Here is an 18,370-nt window from a genome sequence, read left to right as displayed (position 1 = left end):
GCGGACTCCGGCTGGGAGAACGGCAGCGCGCGACACGGCGCGCGCGATGGCACCGCGGGATGATAGACCCTGGCGGGTGCCGGGTCACGACAACAGCCCTGGCAATCACGGCCCGACCGCGTGTATCACCGGTCCGGTGTGATCCGAAAGACGCGATGTCGGCGGGCCATGCCCCCTGGTTCGCGATCCGCCCGCAACCCACATTGGGTTGGTTGCCGACGCTCGCGCCCTTCTTTCCGTGTGGCGGGGCGTGGCGCGAGCCGAGCGGCGCGTGGCGCCCCGCTTTCCCTGCGCCGTCGCGTGCCACACGAGCACCGCCGTTGTCCGATCCCGTCAAGGACGCGCCCATGACCCGGACCTCCTGCCCCCGCTGTGACCGCATGCCCGACGTGCCCGCGCAAGGCGGACGGCTGTTTCTCTGGCCTCCCCTGGGGCACACCGCCGACAAGGTGCGTGTGCTGCTGCGCCGGGACGACCTGCCCTGCGAGGACCGGGCCGCCGACGGATGCCTGGTGATCGGCGTCCCGGATCAGGGCCACGCCCCGCTGGCCGCGCGCCTGGCAAGCGTGCTGACCGCCGCCGAGGCCCGTGACAGCCGCGTGCTGTTCGTCCCGGGCGACACCGACCCCGGGCTGACGCAGATGGGCCAGGTGGATCGACTGGAGACCTATCTGGCCCGGGAACAGGGCGCTTGGCTGCTGGACCTGATGCGGGCGCGGCGGGTCACCACCCTGTTCCAGCCCATCTTCCGCGTGGACGAGCCCGGCCGCGTGTTCGCCCACGAATGCCTGCTGCGGGGCCTGGACCCCCAGGGCTCTCCGATCGCGCCGACCACCATGTTCGACATCGCCCGACGCGCGGACCTGGTCTTCCAGCTGGACAAGCTGGCCCGCACCACGGCGGTGGCCACGGCGGCCGAGAAAGGCGTGGACACCACCATCTTCATCAACTTCACGCCGTCGTCGATCTACGACCCGGTGAGTTGCCTGCGCACCACCCTCGCCGCCGTCGACGACGCCGCCCTGGACAGGGCGCGGGTGGTTTTCGAGGTCATCGAGACCGAGGACATCCAGGATCCCGAGCACCTGGCCGGCGTGCTGGCCTTCTACCGGCGGGCGGGATTTCGCGTGGCGCTGGACGACCTGGGGGGCGGCTACGCCACCCTGGGGCTGCTGCCCAGCCTGCGGCCCGACTTCGTGAAGCTGGACCGGTCACTGGTCCATGGCATGCACGCGGATCAGGTCAAGGCCATCGTCATCGAGCGCCTGGTGCAACTGGCCCACGATCTGTCCATCGCCGTCATCGCGGAGGGCGTGGAGCAGGCGGAGGACCTTGACTGGCTGAAACGCCACGACGTGGATTACGTGCAGGGATACCTGCTCGCGCGTCCGGCGCCCGGACCCTGGCGGCCATAAAAAGAACCCCGCCGTTGACGCGCCGGGGTTCAGGTCAGCATGAGGAGATGCCTTTTCGACACGGAAATGTGTGCCTTTCAGAACATGGTACTCTTGCGCCGAATGGCCCGCCGATGCAAGTCGCGCATCCGGTCAGGCCGCGCGCGTCGGCGCGGCCTCTGGCCTTGGCATGGCCGATATCAATGCCCTGCACGGATCCATTAAGACGGCACATTATTACCCCACCGGCGCGAAAGCATGCTCTGGACAACCCCAACCAGACCGGAATGGTCCCGTGGAGCGGCTGTCATGCCCGACTCCGATCCTCAGGGCGCGATGAAAAAAGAACCCCCCTGGATCAGGTCCAGGGGGGTTCCCTCCGACGGAGAGGCTGGGGGGCAGTCGGGGGGGTGCCTCCCGTCAGATTTCGGGTCGAGACTGGTCGAGCGATCGACCGAACACCGATCACCCCACGGCGCGGTCCCGACTGTCCAAAGACCGTAGCGTCGCCGAAGGCCGGTTACTTGCCGTATTCTGGGCACCCAAGACACGGCCCGAACTCCGACCTGGCAACGGCACGGTATCAGGCACTCCAGAGGTGGTGCAAGAGTTTTTTATTGCGCCAAAACTGGCAAAACAGAGCTTCAGTATTTAATTGTTATTGCGATGTTTGTTTATAAAATTCGTCCCGTTTTTGGTAAAATTTCCTTTCTTATAGTCGGTTTAGTGGTCGACCATCGCTTTCGCGCCAATCATTCATAGCCCTATTGTGTATCAGGCCTCCATAACGATGTCTAGGTGCATTACGCCAAGAAGTTGATCGTATCCGCCAGTCACACCAAATCCTCGACCAGACATCGACGCGACGTGGCGCGAAGCACCGTGGCGGGGCAGCCTCCGCGTCATGGTCCTGGTCATCTTCAGGGCCGTGGCCGTTGTCATCAGCATCGTCGCCTCTCACGCAGAACGGCGCGCTTCCGAAGGAAACGCGCCGTTCATGTCGGCAGACTCACGCACCGGACGGACCCGCGCGCGGCGACGCCCTCAGGAGACTCACGACCGGCGGATCACGCCACCGCACATGAGTCTTGAACCGCATGCCCCGTCGATCCAGACAAGCACGCGCGCGGCATCGCCGGTCCGGATCGGGGCCCAAGGCCGGGCTACTTCCGGAAGTTGTCATGGCACTCCTTGCAGGTGCCCCCCAGCTTCTGCATCAGCGGCCCCATGGCGGCCTTGTCCGCCTCGCGGGCGGCCACGGCCAGTTCGTCGGCGGCGTCCGTCATGGCCTGCAAGCCGCCGGAGAAGGCGTCCCAGTTCTCCCAGATGGCCGGCACGGCGGTGGTCTCCACCATGGCGTCGGCGGCCGGATCCTTGAAGGCATCCTGCGACAGTTCGCCGACCAGGGCGATCGCCTTGGCGGACCGGGCCAGGACCTTGCCGTCCAGGCCGCACTCGCCCTTCATGAAGCACCCCAGCGCGCCCATGCCGGCGCCGGCGACACTCATCACGTCCTGACGGTAGGCGACGGTGGCGTCGTCATCGGCGGTGGCCGGCGAGGCCATACCGACCAGCAGCAGGGCGGCGGTGGTGGCGGCGGCGAACGTCTTGATCATCGGAGCAACTCCTGTTGTCGCGTCGTTGGAAGGGGGGGCATGGGCGGGGTGCCGGGACGCCAGGGGGACACGTCACCCGGACACGCACGCACCCAGGCACGCCCTGGCCCGAACACCGAGACATCGTTGTCCGGGGTACCTCTACCACAGGTACATTAGGGAGACCTTATTATAACCTCTGTGACCCCGTCCAGGGAGAAGCAAGCCGATGCCATAAATGTCTTCGGGACGCAACACCTCTCATGGGTGCATGGGGCAACGCACAACCCAAGCGACCCAGTCCCCCTCCCGTCATTGGTCGCCGTGCGGCCCGGCGCCGCCGGCCATCGGGCGTGACACCGGAGCGATCCATGGTCCCGGGATCACGACTCGCGTGCGGGGACTTCGGCGCCCAGCCCGCCCAAGACATCGGGGTTCGGGCCGCCGGCCGCCCCTCGCACAACGGTCGAGTCGGCCCGAGCCTTCATCGCACCGCCGGTGAATTCCCGCGAGAGGTATGCTATGACGAAGAAACACGTCTTAGGAGCGTCTTCCATGCCGCAACCACGAGACGATGCCGACATGATGATGATAGACGGGTGACGGGCGGCGCCCGGCGATGGACCACCAGGACGACCCCCTGCCGCCCCCGGGAACGCACGCGGACACTCGGTGGTCGCCCCGCCCGGCCTAGCCGGACGGATGGGTTTGGCCCCGTGGGACCCGGCGCACCCACTCCGCATGGCTGGATCGGTCCCCTACTTTTGGACCGCCGGTCTTGACGCTTTGGAGCCAAACCCGGATAAATGAAGGCGCTTGTAACAATTGTGCTGGCCCCGCCGTCGAAAAATTCGTGGTAACGCGACGAACCTCCGCCAGCCGAAAGGACCCATCCGGAATGGTCGCCGAGGAACCCTCGATCGAGACGATGCAGACCGTCAGGGTCTTGCTTGCCGATGATCACGCCCTGCTGCGTGACGGCATCCGCCCCTTCCTGACCGATCTGGCCGAGCAGGTGGACATCGTCGAAGCCGTCGATTTCGACGGCGCGCTGGCCCTGGCCACCGAGACGACGCCGGACCTGGTGCTGCTCGACCTGAAGATGCCCGGCATGGCCGGCGTGGAAACCGTCAGCGCATTCCGCAAGGCTTGCCCGAACGTGCCGGTGGTCATCATCACCGGCCAGGTGGTTCGCGACGATGTGTTGCGGGCCATGGAACTCGGGGCGTCCGGCTACCTGCCCAAGTCCATGAGCGGCACGTCGTTCGTACACGCGTTGCGGTTGATTCTCAGTGGTCAACCGTACTTCTCGGCCCACTTGCTGGGGCCCGGCGGCGGCGAGACCGACGCCAGCAACCACGCCCCCGGGGGGCGCTTCGCCGACCTGACCAATCGCGAGGTTCAGGTTCTGTCGTTGCTGGTGCGGGGGGAATCGAACAAGGAAATCGGCCTGCACCTGGGCCTGACCGAGATCACGGTCAAGTCCCATATGCGCAGCATCTTCAAGAAGATCGGGGCCGCCAACCGCACGCAGGCGGTGGCCATGGCCATTCAGCACGGCATTTCCGGCTGACGCGGCCGTCGTCCGGGGACGGGTTCCAGACGGGCGCGGCGGAGGCGTGGGCCTCGTCGGCGCCCGGCTCGTCCCTCCCGAGACACCACCGTCACGGGCGGGATCAGGGAAACGCGCATCGCGTGACGCTGATCTCCATATAGCCACGGCGCGCGGCGGCGATCGCGAACCGGTACTCCGCCTCGCCGGAGATGACCTTGTGCGTCAGCGGCAGCTTTCCCTCGACCACGGTGGGCGCAAGGCCGCCCTGCGCGAACCGCACCCGAACCGGCCGGTCCACGTCGAACCAGTCTTCCGGACGGTCGCGCTCGTCCGTGGCGGTAGCCCCCTCGGCGGTGACCGTCACCCGGCCGTCGGCGACCCGGATCGCGCCCGCCGCGCGACGGCGGCCCGGATGCGCCACCGCGAGCAGGTCGGTCGAGGGCGTCTCGTCGCAGCGCATGGGGCGGGCGCCCGCCTCGATCATGAAGGCCAGCCGGTCCGGATCCGCGCCCCGGGCCAAACCCTCCCGCACCAGATCCAGAAGCCGCCGGGCATCGCCGTCGGGCACCTCGCGCTCGTACTGCATCTCGGTGTACCGAAGCTGAGCCTGCGTCTCCTCCAGGGTCTCGGCGAGGCGGTCGCGGGTTCGCGCGGTGCGTTCCAGGTCATGGCTCAGGTCGGTGACGCGGGCCTCCAGGGTCGCGATGCGCACATGCAGATCATGGCTCAACACCCGGTGGCCGTACCACAGGCCAGCCCCCAAGACGCCCAGGGCGACGAGGGTCAGCAGCAGGACAAGAACCGGACGACCGGAGCGCCGACGGCGGCGCGGACGACCCAAGGGCATCGGGCGGACTCGTGCGGGCGGGAACGGACGGACGACAACAGACATCGGGCCAGGGACCCACGGAGCGCGGCCCCCTGACCCGGTGGCGATCTTGGCGATCCGGACTGGCCCCGTCAATCCAGTGGAGACCGTCTCCGGGCCCCGACCCTCGGCGGCACACTCCGTGAAGGTGCCGCCCGTGCCGGCTCGCCCCCCTACCGGTCGTCCGTTCCGGTGCGGAGCCCCGCGGACACGCGACCGCCGGACGGGTCATGACCATCGGCCTCGATCGCGGCGCGGGATCGCGCCAACTGGCGCGCCTCCAGGCGCTCCTGACGCCGGCGCGACAGGCGCAGCGTGACGATGTAACTGCTGACCCCCGTCAAAAGCACCCAGGGCAGCGACCCCACCACCAGGGGCAGACCCCACCCCTGGACGATGTCCCCGGCGTACCCGCGTGCGACCTCCCAGAACCCGGCATCCTCGCTGAACGTGCCCTGCCAGAGGGCCACGAAGCTGTCGTACCCGGACAGGTCGTCCCAATGCCCGAGCATCACCTGCCCCGTGACGTAGAATGTGTAATAGAAGGGCAGCACGGTGAAGACGTTGGTGATCCACGTCCAGGCCAGCCCCAGGACCAGATTGAAATGCCACGAGAACAGGCGGGTGGTCACGACCCAGGTGAGCAGCACGCAAAGCATCTGGATGCCCACCAGGGGTGTCATCGCCCAGATGACGCCGATCGTCACTCCACGCGCGGTGTGCTCCGGGGAATGGCGGCTGCGCAACAGCGGAATGACCAGACGATAGCGCACCAGGCGCAGGCCCTGGCGCCACCACGAAAAGCGCCTGGGCGCGAAAGCATGCGCCGGAGGCGTGGTATGGGCTTGCCGGGGCGACACACGGTCCATGGTCGGGATCCATGGTGGAGCTGGGGTGAACGGGATGTGGTGGACGCCGCGATCGCGCGGACGGACGGGGACTCAGGGACGCACGCGGGCGGCTGGCGCCCACGGACGACGGCGCACGCTGCGGTCTTCCATGCATGCGGCGGGCCACGTCGTCATGGGATGCAAGGCCAGCGGGATCGCGGCGCGGTCCGACACCAGCCCAAAAAACGGCGGCACGGGGCCGTGTCGCCGGAGATACCATGGACGGAGCCGTTTCGCGAGGCTGAATGCATGACACCGCGAGGTCCGGGCCGGCGCCGGCCTCCGGCCCCCGCAGACCATCCCCCCATGGGCCGGCTTGGCCCGCGGTCGCGGGGCGGGGCGCGACGACTCCCCTGCCCCCGACGCGCCGTCCCGGCGACCGATCACGCGGACAAGCCCGCTTTCCAAAAAGAGTATCAAATTGCGACATACGACCATTGAAGACATTACCGTGACATGACGGTTTGTTCACCATCGCGATCGTTGCCCGGTCCGGGCGAGACGGTATGATGCGCCCATGAGACTCCTGGTGGTCGAAGACGATGCCGAGGCGGCGGCCTACCTGGTCAAGGGGCTGCGGGAAAGCGGGTATGTGGTGGACCATGCCGACAACGGCATGGATGGTCTGTACATGGCCACCAACGAGCCCTACGACGCCGTGGTCCTGGACCGCATGCTGCCGCGCCTGGACGGGCTGGCGGTGGTGGAAACCCTGCGCAAGGCCGGCAAGCAGATGCCCGTGCTGATCCTGTCGGCGCTGGGCGAGGTGGACGCCCGCGTCCAGGGCTTGCGCGCCGGCGGCGACGACTACCTGGCCAAGCCCTATGCCTTCTCGGAACTGTTGGCCCGCCTGGAGGCCCTGTTGCGGCGCCGCGAGGGCAGCAGCCAGCAAACCCGCCTGCACGTCGCCGACCTGGACATGGACCTGCTGGCCCGGACCGTGACCCGCGCCGGCCGTCCGATCGTCCTGCAACCGCGCGAGTTCCGGCTGCTCGAATATCTGATGCGCCACGCCGGGCAGGTCGTCACCCGGACCATGCTGCTGGAACACGTCTGGGACTATCACTTCGATCCCCAGACCAATGTCATCGACGTGCATGTCAGCCGCTTGCGCCAGAAGATCGACAAGGACTTCGACACATCGCTGATCCAGACCGTCCGGGGCGCGGGCTACCGCCTGCGGGGATCCGATTAGCGCCGGTGGCGCCACGGTACGCCTGTTCGGCACCACGGTCTTCCGGCTGGCGCTGATCTCGGCCATCGTTTTCGCCATGCTGTCGTCGGTGGTGCTCGGCCTCGTGTTCGTCACCACCGCCACCCTCATCGACCATCAGACGGTGACCGCCATCAACACCGAGATGGCGGGCTTGCAGGACATCCACCAACGCGGTGGCCCGGGAGCGCTGGTCAAGGCGCTGGAACGCCGGGTGGCCGGCTATCAGGGCTACCATCACGTCTACCTGCTGGCCACGCGGGACGGCGAGCCCATGGTCGGCAACCTGCACCACTGGCCCCGCGTCGAGCCGGACAGCACCGGCTGGCTACGCTTCACCGTCGAGGACGACACCGACCAGCGCCGCGACCTGTGGCCGGTGCAGGCCCGCGTGGTGCCGCTGGCCAGCGGCCTGCGTTTGATGGTCGGGCGCGACATGACGGAGCGCAGCAACTTCGCCCAGATCATGGAGCAGTCCCTGGCCTTCGCCCTGGCCGCCGCGCTGATCCTGGGCATCCTCGGCGGCGTGGTGATGAGCCGCAACCTGCTGCGCCGGCTGGACGCCGTGAACCGCACGGCGGCGACCATCCTGGCCGGCGACCTGTCCGGCCGGGTGCCCGTGTCGGGCGCCGGCGACGAGTTCGACCGGCTGGCGGCCAACCTGAACACCATGCTGGACCGCATCCAGAAGCTCATCATGGCGATGCGCTCGGTCACCGACAACGTCGCCCACGACCTGCGCAGCCCCCTCAACCGGCTGCGCTCGCGCCTGGAGATCACCCTGGTCGGCAAACCGGACATGGACGAGTACCAGGCCTCCCTGCAAGGCGCCCTGGAGGACATCGACACCATCCTGCAAACCTTCAACGCCTTGCTGTCCATCGCCCGCATCGAGGGCCGCAACGCCACCGAGACGTTCGAGCCCCTGGACATCGCGGAGATCGCCGAGGGCACGGTGGAACTCTACGAGCCCGTGGCCGACGAGCGTGACCAGCATCTGACCTTCGACGGCCCCGGCGCGGCGGTGGCGGCCCTGGTCAACGGCGATCGCCACCTGCTGATGCAAACCGCCGCCAACCTGGTGGACAACGCCATCAAGTACGCCCCCCAGGGTGCTCGCATCGCGGTGCGCGTGAGCGTCACGGACGGCACCGCGCGCCTGGAGGTCGCCGATGACGGACCGGGTATTCCCGAGGAGCACCGCCACACCGTCCTCGACCGCTTCGTGCGCCTGGAACAGAGCCGGCATACCTCGGGAACCGGCCTGGGCCTCAGCCTGGTGGCGGCCGTGGCCGAACTGCACGGCGCCGTGCTGGCCCTGGAGGACAACGACCCGGGCCTGCGCGTGGTCATGACCTTCGTCCGTCACCCCCAGGTCAGGGCCAACGCCTGACGCGATCCTGGGCGAAGCCCCCGAACGCCCCGGGCCACCGGGAAAAAGGGGTTGCAATCACACGGGCCAGGGGCTAGAAACCGCCCACGTCGCGCGGCGGAAAACCCGCCGCAAGGTCGACGGCGTAATCTGGAACGGCAGGCCGCACGACAAGGGCCTGTCCCTACCCTCGGATTACCGCACATGGGCCGCCGTAGCTCAGGGGTAGAGCACACCCTTGGTAAGGGTGGGGTCGGGTGTTCAATTCACCCCGGCGGCACCATTTTTCTTCAGTCCGATCAGCACGTTGCAAGGCGCCTCAGGGGCGCCGTCTCGCGTTGCGTGGAGTTGGGAAAGCCCGGGGGAAGCGGGCCGAAGACGATATTGCTTGGGTGTCGTGGCACCCTTTGATCAATGCACACAACCGAAAAGTATATAGCGATCTCATAGTCTGGACGAAAAAGCCGGGCTCGCCTTTACGACGTGGCGTCACCCCGGAACAGCCCGCCGCCGTCCCGATGGCAATCGCGGCCGAGCAGGATCGGGCCCCGCACCGCGACCCGGAAGACCAACCGAACCGCCGCCGCCACGTTGCCGCCCCATGCCCCCATGGACAGGTCCGTCACCGTCACGTCCGGGCGGGGCAACCCCCGGCGGCGGCATTCGGCCTGGACGTCCTTGACCAGCGCCGCTTCCGCCTGGGCTCGGCTGCGCGGATAGCGGGTGGGCCGGTAGGGCGTGGCGCCGCGCCCGACGACGTACGCCAGCACATGCCTCTCGCAGATCTGCCCCCTGAGCAGGCGCGCGGCCAGGGACTGCGGCGCCGGCCACGCCGGCGACCCCGGATCCACGATGCCGAACAGCAGACGGGTGGGGGGCGCGTTGTAGGGGTGAACCCGGTACTGGGCCGGTGGAGCTTGGCGGAAGCCGCCGGCCTGGAACCGCCGCGCCTGGTCACCGCGCGCTGCCAAGCCTGACCGCCCCCACTTTTGCCCCGGTCACCAATCTGGAACCCAAAAAACGATATGGTGCCCGGGGCGAGACTCGAACTCGCATGGTGTTCCCACCGCCGGATTTTGAGTCCGGTGCGTCTACCAATTCCGCCACCCGGGCAGGGTGGGCCGTGGCCCGGCCCCGGTTATTGCAGGGCCCGAGGCGGCCGTCAATCCACACGCGCCGGATCCGTCCGGCCGGACCGCATCCGGACGGATCACAGCCCCGCCCCGGCCTCCGGGGCGTTGTCGTGGCCCAGCACCCGATGGCGCGGCAGCGTCACATGCACCGTGGTGCCCGATCCGGGGGTGGAGGTCACGGCGATGGCCCCGCCGTGCAGGTCGACCAGGCCGCGCACCAGGGCCAGGGACACGCTGCCCAACTGGTCGTCGTTCAGCGTGCCGTCGTGCGGTCGCGCCTCCAGCGGCCGTTGCAGGGCCAGCAGTTCCTCGTCGCTCAGGCCCAGTCCGGAGTCGTTGACGGACAGGCGCGGCTCGCCGCCCCGCTCCATCGTCAGGCGCACCAGCACCGTGGACCCGGCCGGACTGACCACGATGGCCTTGTAGACCAGCGTCTCGAAGGCGCGGCGCAAGGCCCCGGCATCCCCTTGCACCAGGATCTGTTCGTTGGGCATGTGCCATTCCCACACGAGCCCGCCATGGGCGGCGGCGGTGGCGGCCTGCTGGCAGATTTCCGCGACCATGGTGGTCAGATCGAAGCTCTCGCCGGCCGATCCGCTGGCGCCGTGATCCAGGCGCGAGAGGTCGAGAATGTTGTTCAGGAGGTTCAGCAGCGTTCCACTGTGATTGCCGATCTCGTGGGCGAAGGACTTGAAGTGATCCGGACGCGCGGCGAGATCGTCATTCTCCAGCAACGTCGCGTATCCCTGGATCGCCTGCAGCGGTCCGCGCAGTTCCCGCGCCAGACGCGCCAGGAACTCGGTCCGGCCCCGGCTGCGCGCCTGCGCCTGGTCGCGCGCCGCCCCCAGCGCGCGGCGGGTGCGATGGAACCGGGTCACGTCACCGAACGCATAGGTCACCCAGGCCCGCCGCGCCGAACCGTCGACGTACGCAAACAGGCCCCTGCGATGAACCTGCAAGGTGCGATGTCCCGACTCACCGGACCACCACTCGACGTCCATGTCCCCACTCCGCGGCAAGTCGGCGATCGCCTTGGGCAGACCCAACTGGCGCAGAACGTGCCCCATGGCACAGCCCTCGATATCGTCCTGGTCCACGTCGAAGCGCGTCCGGAAGGTCTGGTTGACGGCCACCACGCGGTTGCCGTGCCCCCCGCCCCCGTCGCCATCCGCGTTCTCGTCGGCCGTCACCTCGACCAGCATCAGACCGTTATCCGCGGCGAACACCGTCTCCACCTGGGACTCCAGGGAGGTCTCGAACCGGACCACCTGGTCTTGCACGGCCCGCGCCAGGCCGTCGACCGCGCGATTGTCCGCTTCATAACGGACCAGAACCTCCGCAATCTCGCTCACCAGCCTGATGGCCCAGGGCTCCCAGGGGCTGGCCTGGTCATGCACCACCTGGCGCCACAAATTGAAGGACTTGCGCGGCGACAGGCGCTGCGAGGCACCGTCCACCTCCACCGGCTTGTTCGGGTCGCCGCCCCAGTGCACCTCGCGCACCACCTCGCCCCGGAAGCAGGCCAGGGCGAGGCGCCCGCCGTCCCCCGGGAACACCGCCAGCATGCCCCGTGACGACCCCACGGGCATGTCGTCGAACAGGCCACCGCCGACCAGATCGTGAGACACGAACCGGCCGTCCTCGGCATGCTCGGCCGCGCGCGCCATCAGCGCCGGCAGCACCTCGACCGGCGGCGCCTCGCCACAGGTCACGACGCGGTCGCCGACCACCAGCGCCAGCCCCTGACAGCGGACCACGTCACTCAGGCGTGGTGTCCCAAAAAACAGGGTGTGGACAGGATTCGCGTTCTCGGCGAGGGCCAGCCCCAGCAGCACCAGGAACCGCTTGGACCGCCGCCGCACCCGCGTACGCTGGAGGCTCAGAATGTCAGCGATGCGATCGGACAGGCGCGCGGCGACGCGGCTGACCGCCTCGCGCCGATACCAGGGAACCTCCTTGCGCGTGTCGTGATGGCAGGCGATCAGGCCCCACAACTCCCCATCGACCACCAGGGAGGCCACCAGGGTCGCCTTCACCCCCATGTTGCGCAGATATTCGATGTGGTAGGAGGACACGCTCCGCAGGATCGCGCCGCCCAGGTCCAGCGGCGGCTCGCCGACCGCCGACGGCGCCCGATGCATCGGCACGTTGAGACCGTCCACGTCCACGATCACCCGCAACAACATGGACAGGTAGAGCTGGCGCGCCTGTGCCGGGATGTCCGAGGCCGGATAGCGCAGCCCGAGGAACGGCGTCATGTCGGGGTTGCAGCATTCGGCCACGATCTCGCCGGACCAGTCCTCGTGGAACATGTAGGCCATGACCCGGTCGTAGTCGGTCAGCCCGGCGATGCCGTGGACGGCCTGGTTGAGAAGCTGGTAGAGGTTCTCGCCCTCGGTCAGGCTGGCGAGAGCGATGCTCTCGGCCTCGTAGGTCAGCTCCGCGTCCTCTTCGTCGGTTTCCGGGACCGACTCCACCTCGACGATCAGGTCGGGCCGTTCATGGCCCCGTTCGGCGCCCTCGCCCCCCCGCCGGTGCGCGGTGACGCGCAGCCGCCCGCCCCCCGCCACGGACGTGCGCGGGCGCGCGTAGAAGCCGATCGACCGGTTCTCGGGCCAGGGCACGTCCTCGCGCAGCGCCTCAAGATCGGCCACCGCCAAGTCGTCCAGCACCGCCGTCAGCGGCCGACCCAGGACATCCTCCGCGGACTGTCCCAGCAGGTCCCGCGCATTCTCGCTGACCTGCCGCACGCAGAGGGAGTCTCCCCCTACCACCAGCAGGCACCCGTGGCCTTGCACAAGTTCCAGGAGGTGGATCGGCTCTTGATCGCACTCGCTGAGGTCAACGGTGGGAAGGTCCGTCGCGGTCTCGGTCATGGGACCTCATCGAACAGGTCGGCCAGGAGACAAAAGACATCCCGCGCGGCGACACAGGCCTCTTCGGCCACACCGGGCTCCTTGCCGAGGGTGTTGATCACCTGGCCCACCCGCTGCCAGTGCGCGGCGACATCCAGGCCGGGCGACCCCAGGAAGCGGGTGGCGCCGCCCAGTCCGTGCGGCAGGGAGGATCCGACCCGGCGCGCCAGCCCCTGGCCGCCCAGGCGTGACCCCTCCAGCACGTACAACACGCCCAGCGCACCTCCCTGCCCCGCCGGCACCCGCAGGGCGGGCGGCGCGGGCGGTCCTCCCGGGGGCGGTGGCACGCCGGCGGCGGCGAGATCCTTGATATCGCGGGCCAGATCCGGCCGGCGCGAGGCACGACGAAACCCGCCCGCCGCCAGCCCGTCGTCGGCCGGGACCAGAACCTGGGCCTCGGCCGCCACCAGGAAAGCGTCAAACACCTCAAGAATACTACGATAGGAGGATGGCGCCAAGCGCGGTCGCACCAGCAGGGACAACGCCCCGTGCCGGTGCAGCGCGTCATGCTGGTCGCGGGTACGGACCTTGAGACGCGCCATCAGCGGCATCGCGGCACCATCCGCCGGCGTCGCGAAAGCGGTCGAGTCCGGAAGGCGGGCATCGCTGGCGCCGGAGGTCATGCGCGGGTCCTCGTGGCCGACGGGGGGCTCCGATGACCCGAGGCTAGCAGGGAGCCCGCGCGGAGACCAGAGCCCCCCGCGCCCCGCCCGTCGGGAAAATCGCGAAGACCACGAAGCGGTATGGACCTCCACCTGATCCGCCTGGACACGAGGCTTGATCGCCGCCGCCGCCGGCTCAGACCAGGGTGAACAGCGCCCACACCCCGGTCGCCACCACCAGGGCCAGCACCAGGGCCACCCAGATCGACGCCAGGCGCGGCACCGAACCGATCTCTTGGGCCGGGTAGTCCTTGGTCCCGGTCACCATGGGCCGGATCAGGTTGTCTTTCTTGACGAACAGATGAAAGAACGCCGCCAGCACGTGCAGGGCGATCAGGCCGAGCAAGATGTTGAACAGCCAGTCCTTGTGAAATCCCGTCAGGGTCTCGCTCAAGTCCGTGCCGATGAAGCGCGCCAGCGGCCCCGAGACAAAGGCCCACGTATTCTCACTGGCGAACAGCCCCGTGAGCACTTGCAGGCCCAGCACCGCGAGCAGCGCGAACACCATCGCCGCGCCGATCGGATTGTGACCGACGATCAGGTGGGAGCGGCCGGCGCCGGCGGCCCGGACATAGTCGCGCAGCCGCGCCGGGGTCGGCACGAACGCCTTGAAGCGGGCCGTGTCGCTGCCGACAAAGCCCCAGATCAGACGGAACAGCAGCAACCCCAGGGCAACCTGCCCGGCGATGAAGTGAACCGTGAAGTTGCCTTGGTCGCCACTGAGCCAGGCCACGGCGATCACCAGCACCAGCACCCAGTGGAACAGGCGAGTCGGCAGATCCCAGACTTTCACGGGCCGGATCGCCACCATGGCGTCGGACGGGGGGCGGGTCTTGGACACGACGATACTCCTTTTAGCTGCGTCAAACCGATGACTCCCGGGCGCCCGTGAGCGGCCGACTCCGAGGCCTCGCGCACAGGTATCGGCCGCGCGCCCACGCCTGTCCAGACGGTCGCGCGGGTTCCCCTGCCCGGCGTACGGGTGGCGCCGACAGCCCCTCTTGCCAGCACGCGAACGCCCGGCCACAGTCGGGGGAACGCGGGTCCGCCGTCCATGCGAACACGCAAGCCAGGATGCCGAGACCCAGGAGACGACACCGAATCCGGGACCACGCGGGAGGCCGTCCGTCATGCAGCGCAGGACCCCGATCCTCCGGGCCGCCGCCGTGGTGGCGATCGTCGTGGTCGTGGCGGCGGGCGTCACGGCCGTGGTCTGGTGGCCGGCCCCAATGGATCGGCCGGACGGCACCTCCGCGCCCCCCTCGTCCGAGGCGACAGGCGCCCCGCCCCCGGGCGACGACACCTCGCTGGAGCGCGCCATGGACACCGCGCGCCGCACCATCGCCACCCTTGACGGCGCGGCCGGGGACACCGTCTCCGAGGCGCCGAGCGCGACTCGGCCCGTCCCCGGCGCACCACGGGTCATGGCGAGCGAGGCCCCCGCCGATGATCCAGACGCCCCGCGCTTCGACGTGGTGCGCGTCGCCCCGGACGGCCAGGCGGTGATGGCCGGACGCGCGGCGCCCGGCGCCACGGTCTCCATCCTGGACGACGGACGGGAACTCGGACAGGCGGACGCCGACAGCCGGGGCCAGTGGGTTTTTGTTCCCGACGCGCCCCTGCCTCCGGGAGAACGGCGCCTGACCCTGGTCAGTCGCGGGGGGCGCCTTCAAGGCATCCTTGACGACCCGGATCTGGACGCGCGCGCGACGGGCCGGGCCGCCGCGTCCGCGCGGGCCGACGCGGGCACGCCCGTACCGATCGTTCGTGCCCTGCCCCTCGACGGTCTGGCGGTGACGCCGGCGACGTCGACCCCGCGTCCGGCCCTCGGGTCACCGCCGGACACGGCCGGCCCCGGGGCCACATCGGCGCCGCTGGCCTCCGCCGCACCGATCCGGGCCGAGGCCGATGGCGGCCCGCACGCCGATCATGGGACAGGGAACGCCACGGAACGCCGGTCGCCCACCGTCGTCATCCTGTCCGTTCCCCGCCCGGACGGCGACGCGCCGGTCCTGGCCTTCGAAGCCTCCCGCGGCGGCGGCGGCGCCTCGCGGCTGTTGCAGGGTCCGGTCGTACCGGCGGCCGAGGGGCGCCTGGGCATCGGCATGGTCGACTACACGGCCAGCGGCGGCCTGACGCTGTCCGGGACGGCCCGGCCGGGCACGACCGTTCAACTCTACCTGGACAACCAGCCGCTGGCGCGGGTGGAGACCGACAGCGGTGGCCAGTGGACGGCCGCGCCGGGCGGCGGCGGCATCGCGGCCCGGCTGTACACCCTGCGCGCCGACGAGATCGCCGACGGCACCGTGACCCGGCGCGTGGAACTGCCGTTCCAGCACGCCGACCTGGACTTGCGGGCCACGGCCGAGGGCGAGACCCTGGTGGTCGTCCAGCCGGGCAACAACTTGTGGACCGTGGCCCGCACCGTCTACGGTCGGGGCATCGCCTACACCACCATCTACCGGGCCAACGACACGCTGATCAGGGATCCGGACCTGATCTACCCCGGGCAGGTCTTCACCATCCCGCACGACGAGGCGGCCGGGGCGCCCCGCAACTGAGGACTCCTGCCGTCCCCATGACGCCCCCCCTTTCCGCCCGCCTGGACGGGCTTGACGTGGCCCGGTTCGCGGCCTTCGTCGGCATGGTCATCGTCAACTTCCGCATCGCCATGGGCGCCGAAGAGACCGCGAGCGGCCCCCTGGCCGTCCTGGTGAGCACCCTGGAGGGACGGGCCGCCGCCACCTTCGTCGTCCTGGCCGGGATCGGCCTGGGCCTCGGCGCGCGACGGGAAGGCTCCCATGCCACGCTCCCGGTAACCCTGCGCCGGGCGGTGTTCCTGCTGGCCGTCGGCCTGCTGAACACGCTCATCTTCGACGCGGATATCCTGCATTACTATGCCGTGTACTTCTTTCTGGCGGTTTTTTGCGTCGCGGCGCCGAACCGGGGCCTGATCGGCCTGATCGCGGCGGTCAACGTGATCTTCATGGTCATGCTGGCCACCTTGACCTATGACGCGGGCTGGGACTGGACGACCTACACCTATGCCGACTTCTGGACGCCGCTCGGGTTCGTTCGCAATCTCTTCTTCAACGGCTGGCATCCGGTGTTCCCCTGGTTCGGCTTCCTGCTGTTCGGGATCCTGCTGAGCCGCCTGCGCCTGTCCGACGCCCGCATCCAGCGGCGCCTGATCGTCCTGGGCGCCGCCGCCCTGGCCCTCGCCGAGACCGTATCGGCCGGCCTGCGGGTGTGGGCGGCGGGCGACCCGGCCCTTCTGGAGGTCATCACCACCGGCCCGATCCCACCCACGCCGCTGTACACGGTGGCCGGAACCGGCGCCGCCGCCCTGGTGATCGGCCTGTGCCTCCTCGGCGCGCCCCGGCTTGCCCGCCTGGGCGTCGTCGCCGTGCTGGCCCCGGCGGGGCGGCAGACGCTGACGCTGTACATCGCCCACATCCTCATTGGCATGGGCACGCTGGAGGCCCTGGGGCTCCTGGGCGGCCAACCCCTTCCCGTGGCGCTGGGGGCGGCGGCGGCGTTTTGCGCCCTGTCGGTGGTCTACGCGCTGGCCTGGTCACGCTGGATCGGCCGGGGACCGGTCGAGGCCGTGATGCGCCGTCTGGCCGGATAAACGACAACCGGTTTCTGGCCCTTGCCTTGATATAAAGATATATTTATATGTATATGTGTGAGGGCACGCCATGCGGTCCGGAGTCAGGCCCCCGGCCCCGGCGCGCCCTCACCCGGAGCCCCGACCGAAGGACGATCCTCGCATGACCATGACCCTGGACCAGGTGCTCGCGGGCCTGCGCGCCGCCGGAGAGGAAACCCGCCTGCGGCTTCTGGCCCTATGCGCGCGGGGTGAACTGACCGTCACCGACCTGGTTTCCATCCTCGGCCTCAGCCAGCCCCGGGTGTCCCGCCACCTCAAGGTCATGTGTGACTCCGGCCTGCTGGAGCGGGTTCGGGAGGGGGCCTGGGTGTTCTACCGCCTGGCCCACCAGGGCGAGGCCGGCACCCTGGCCCGCGCCGTCGCCGCCCTGCTGCCGGGCGACGATCCGGTCCTGGTCCACGACCGCGAGCGTCAACAGGACATCCTCCGCGCCCGCGTCGAGGCGGCACAGGCCTACTTCCGCGCCAACGCCGCCCAGTGGGACGCCGTGCGCCGCCTGCATGTGGACGACACCGCCGTGGAACAGGGCCTTCTGGAGATGCTGCCGCCCGAGGGCATCGCCGACCTGCTGGACGTGGGCACCGGCACCGGCCGCGTCCTTCTGCTGTACGCCCGGCATATCCGCGAGGGCCTGGGCGTGGACCTGTCCCGCGAGATGCTGGGCGTGGCCCGCGCCAACCTGGACGCCGCCGGCGCCCGCAACTGCCGTGTCCGTCAAGCCGACATGTACACCCTGCCCTGCGAGGACCGCTCGCGCGACGCCGTCACGGTTCACCAGGTGCTCCACTTCGCCGAACATCCGGCCGCCGTGGTGCGGGAGTGCGCCCGCGTGCTGCGGCCGGGCGGGCGGTTGGTCATCGTCGACCTGGCGCCCCACGACCTGGAGGACCTGCGCGAGCAGCACCAGCATCGCCGCCTGGGCCTGCGCGCGGACGAGGTGGCCGCCTGGTGCGCCCAGGCCGGACTGACCCTCGACAAGACCCGCGATCTGCCCGGCCACCCCCTGACCGTGCGCCTGTGGCTGGCCCGCAAGCCGGCCGCGTCGGCGCCCGACGCACCCGTGTTGACCCGAACCGAGGAGCCCGCCGCGTGACGATCGA

General features: G+C 69.4%; 14 protein-coding genes and 2 tRNA genes. 8 read left to right on the top strand and 8 right to left on the bottom strand.

Annotated features, from left to right (window positions below):
- Positions 1 to 347: 347 nt before the first annotated feature.
- Entirely contained in the window at positions 348 to 1,415 is a 1,068-nt protein-coding gene (locus GGD89_RS05205; RefSeq protein ID WP_184043059.1) for an EAL domain-containing protein, read from the top strand.
- A gap of 1,142 nt (positions 1,416 to 2,557) precedes the next feature.
- Here the strand turns inward: GGD89_RS05205 and GGD89_RS05200 are convergent.
- Positions 2,558 to 3,010 (bottom strand): c-type cytochrome, encoded by a 453-nt coding sequence (locus GGD89_RS05200; RefSeq protein WP_184043058.1) that lies wholly within the window; start codon positions 3,008 to 3,010, stop codon positions 2,558 to 2,560.
- A gap of 877 nt (positions 3,011 to 3,887) precedes the next feature.
- On the opposite strand from GGD89_RS05200, the gene GGD89_RS05195 reads away from it, so the two are divergent.
- A complete protein-coding gene (locus GGD89_RS05195) occupies positions 3,888 to 4,562 on the top strand; it encodes a response regulator (protein ID WP_246422669.1) in 675 nt (224 codons plus the stop codon).
- A gap of 103 nt (positions 4,563 to 4,665) precedes the next feature.
- Here the strand turns inward: GGD89_RS05195 and GGD89_RS05190 are convergent, their stop codons facing one another.
- Complete coding sequence (locus tag GGD89_RS05190; RefSeq protein WP_184043057.1) at positions 4,666 to 5,391, bottom strand: hypothetical protein; 726 nt, start codon at positions 5,389 to 5,391, stop codon at positions 4,666 to 4,668.
- A 194-nt stretch (positions 5,392 to 5,585) separates the two neighbouring features.
- Complete coding sequence (locus GGD89_RS05185) at positions 5,586 to 6,281, bottom strand: DUF2062 domain-containing protein (protein ID WP_184043056.1); 696 nt, start codon at positions 6,279 to 6,281, stop codon at positions 5,586 to 5,588.
- A gap of 538 nt (positions 6,282 to 6,819) precedes the next feature.
- Between GGD89_RS05185 and GGD89_RS05180 the strand changes: the two genes are divergently transcribed.
- The 3 genes from GGD89_RS05180 to GGD89_RS05170 all read left to right on the top strand — a co-directional run bounded on the left by GGD89_RS05180 (position 6,820) and on the right by GGD89_RS05170 (position 9,170).
- The gene (locus GGD89_RS05180; protein WP_184043055.1) at positions 6,820 to 7,497 is read left to right on the top strand and encodes a winged helix-turn-helix domain-containing protein; all 678 of its coding nucleotides are present in this window, start codon (positions 6,820 to 6,822) and stop codon (positions 7,495 to 7,497) included.
- 76 nt (positions 7,498 to 7,573) lie between these two features.
- The gene (locus tag GGD89_RS05175; RefSeq protein ID WP_184043054.1) at positions 7,574 to 8,908 is read left to right on the top strand and encodes a sensor histidine kinase; all 1,335 of its coding nucleotides are present in this window, start codon (positions 7,574 to 7,576) and stop codon (positions 8,906 to 8,908) included.
- 187 nt (positions 8,909 to 9,095) lie between these two features.
- A tRNA-Thr gene (locus GGD89_RS05170) sits at positions 9,096 to 9,170 on the top strand.
- Between the two features lie 193 nt (positions 9,171 to 9,363).
- Here GGD89_RS05170 and GGD89_RS05165 read toward each other — a convergent pair.
- The 5 genes from GGD89_RS05165 to GGD89_RS05145 form a co-directional block, all read right to left on the bottom strand.
- Positions 9,364 to 9,858, bottom strand: a complete 495-nt coding sequence (locus GGD89_RS05165) for a hypothetical protein (protein ID WP_184043053.1) — start codon at positions 9,856 to 9,858, stop codon at positions 9,364 to 9,366.
- A 55-nt stretch (positions 9,859 to 9,913) separates the two neighbouring features.
- A tRNA-Leu gene (locus GGD89_RS05160) sits at positions 9,914 to 10,000 on the bottom strand.
- Between the two features lie 97 nt (positions 10,001 to 10,097).
- Positions 10,098 to 12,896 (bottom strand): GAF domain-containing protein, encoded by a 2,799-nt coding sequence (locus tag GGD89_RS05155; protein ID WP_184043052.1) that lies wholly within the window; start codon positions 12,894 to 12,896, stop codon positions 10,098 to 10,100.
- Positions 12,893 to 13,558 (bottom strand): biliverdin-producing heme oxygenase, encoded by a 666-nt coding sequence (locus GGD89_RS05150; RefSeq protein WP_184043051.1) that lies wholly within the window; start codon positions 13,556 to 13,558, stop codon positions 12,893 to 12,895. Before GGD89_RS05150 ends, GGD89_RS05155 begins: the two co-directional genes overlap by 4 nt.
- 175 nt (positions 13,559 to 13,733) lie before the next feature.
- Positions 13,734 to 14,438: a cytochrome b/b6 domain-containing protein gene (locus GGD89_RS05145; protein ID WP_343058541.1), complete on the bottom strand. Its 705-nt coding sequence runs from the start codon at positions 14,436 to 14,438 to the stop codon at positions 13,734 to 13,736.
- A 289-nt stretch (positions 14,439 to 14,727) separates the two neighbouring features.
- Here GGD89_RS05145 and GGD89_RS05140 point away from each other — a divergent pair, with 289 nt between their 5' ends.
- The 3 genes from GGD89_RS05140 (at position 14,728) to GGD89_RS05130 (ending at position 18,363) form a co-directional block, all read left to right on the top strand.
- Positions 14,728 to 16,158: a LysM peptidoglycan-binding domain-containing protein gene (locus GGD89_RS05140; RefSeq protein ID WP_184043050.1), complete on the top strand. Its 1,431-nt coding sequence runs from the start codon at positions 14,728 to 14,730 to the stop codon at positions 16,156 to 16,158.
- 17 nt (positions 16,159 to 16,175) lie between these two features.
- On the top strand, positions 16,176 to 17,228 hold the full coding sequence (locus GGD89_RS05135) for a DUF418 domain-containing protein (protein ID WP_184043049.1): 1,053 nt from the start codon (positions 16,176 to 16,178) through the stop codon (positions 17,226 to 17,228).
- A gap of 142 nt (positions 17,229 to 17,370) precedes the next feature.
- Entirely contained in the window at positions 17,371 to 18,363 is a 993-nt protein-coding gene (locus GGD89_RS05130) for an ArsR/SmtB family transcription factor (protein ID WP_184043048.1), read from the top strand.
- Positions 18,364 to 18,370 lie beyond the last annotated feature (7 nt).

Source organism: Roseospira visakhapatnamensis, assembly GCF_014197915.1.
Lineage (GTDB): Bacteria > Pseudomonadota > Alphaproteobacteria > Rhodospirillales > Rhodospirillaceae > Rhodospira > Rhodospira visakhapatnamensis.
This window is presented reverse-complemented; position numbering and strand designations above follow the sequence as displayed.

Bases quoted from the DNA above. Each gene is read 5' to 3' on its own strand.
- GGD89_RS05205 (WP_184043059.1), top strand. From the start codon at position 348: ATGACCCGGACCTCCTGCCCCCGCTGTGACCGCATGCCCGACGTGCCC.
- GGD89_RS05200 (WP_184043058.1), bottom strand. From the start codon at position 3,010: ATGATCAAGACGTTCGCCGCCGCCACCACCGCCGCCCTGCTGCTGGTC.
- GGD89_RS05195 (WP_246422669.1), top strand. From the start codon at position 3,888: ATGGTCGCCGAGGAACCCTCGATCGAGACGATGCAGACCGTCAGGGTC.
- GGD89_RS05190 (WP_184043057.1), bottom strand. From the start codon at position 5,391: ATGCCCTTGGGTCGTCCGCGCCGCCGTCGGCGCTCCGGTCGTCCGGTT.
- GGD89_RS05185 (WP_184043056.1), bottom strand. From the start codon at position 6,281: ATGGACCGTGTGTCGCCCCGGCAAGCCCATACCACGCCTCCGGCGCAT.
- GGD89_RS05180 (WP_184043055.1), top strand. From the start codon at position 6,820: ATGAGACTCCTGGTGGTCGAAGACGATGCCGAGGCGGCGGCCTACCTG.
- GGD89_RS05175 (WP_184043054.1), top strand. From the start codon at position 7,574: ATGCTGTCGTCGGTGGTGCTCGGCCTCGTGTTCGTCACCACCGCCACC.
- GGD89_RS05155 (WP_184043052.1), bottom strand. From the start codon at position 12,896: ATGACCGAGACCGCGACGGACCTTCCCACCGTTGACCTCAGCGAGTGC.
- GGD89_RS05150 (WP_184043051.1), bottom strand. From the start codon at position 13,558: ATGACCTCCGGCGCCAGCGATGCCCGCCTTCCGGACTCGACCGCTTTC.
- GGD89_RS05140 (WP_184043050.1), top strand. From the start codon at position 14,728: ATGCAGCGCAGGACCCCGATCCTCCGGGCCGCCGCCGTGGTGGCGATC.
- GGD89_RS05135 (WP_184043049.1), top strand. From the start codon at position 16,176: ATGACGCCCCCCCTTTCCGCCCGCCTGGACGGGCTTGACGTGGCCCGG.
- GGD89_RS05130 (WP_184043048.1), top strand. From the start codon at position 17,371: ATGACCATGACCCTGGACCAGGTGCTCGCGGGCCTGCGCGCCGCCGGA.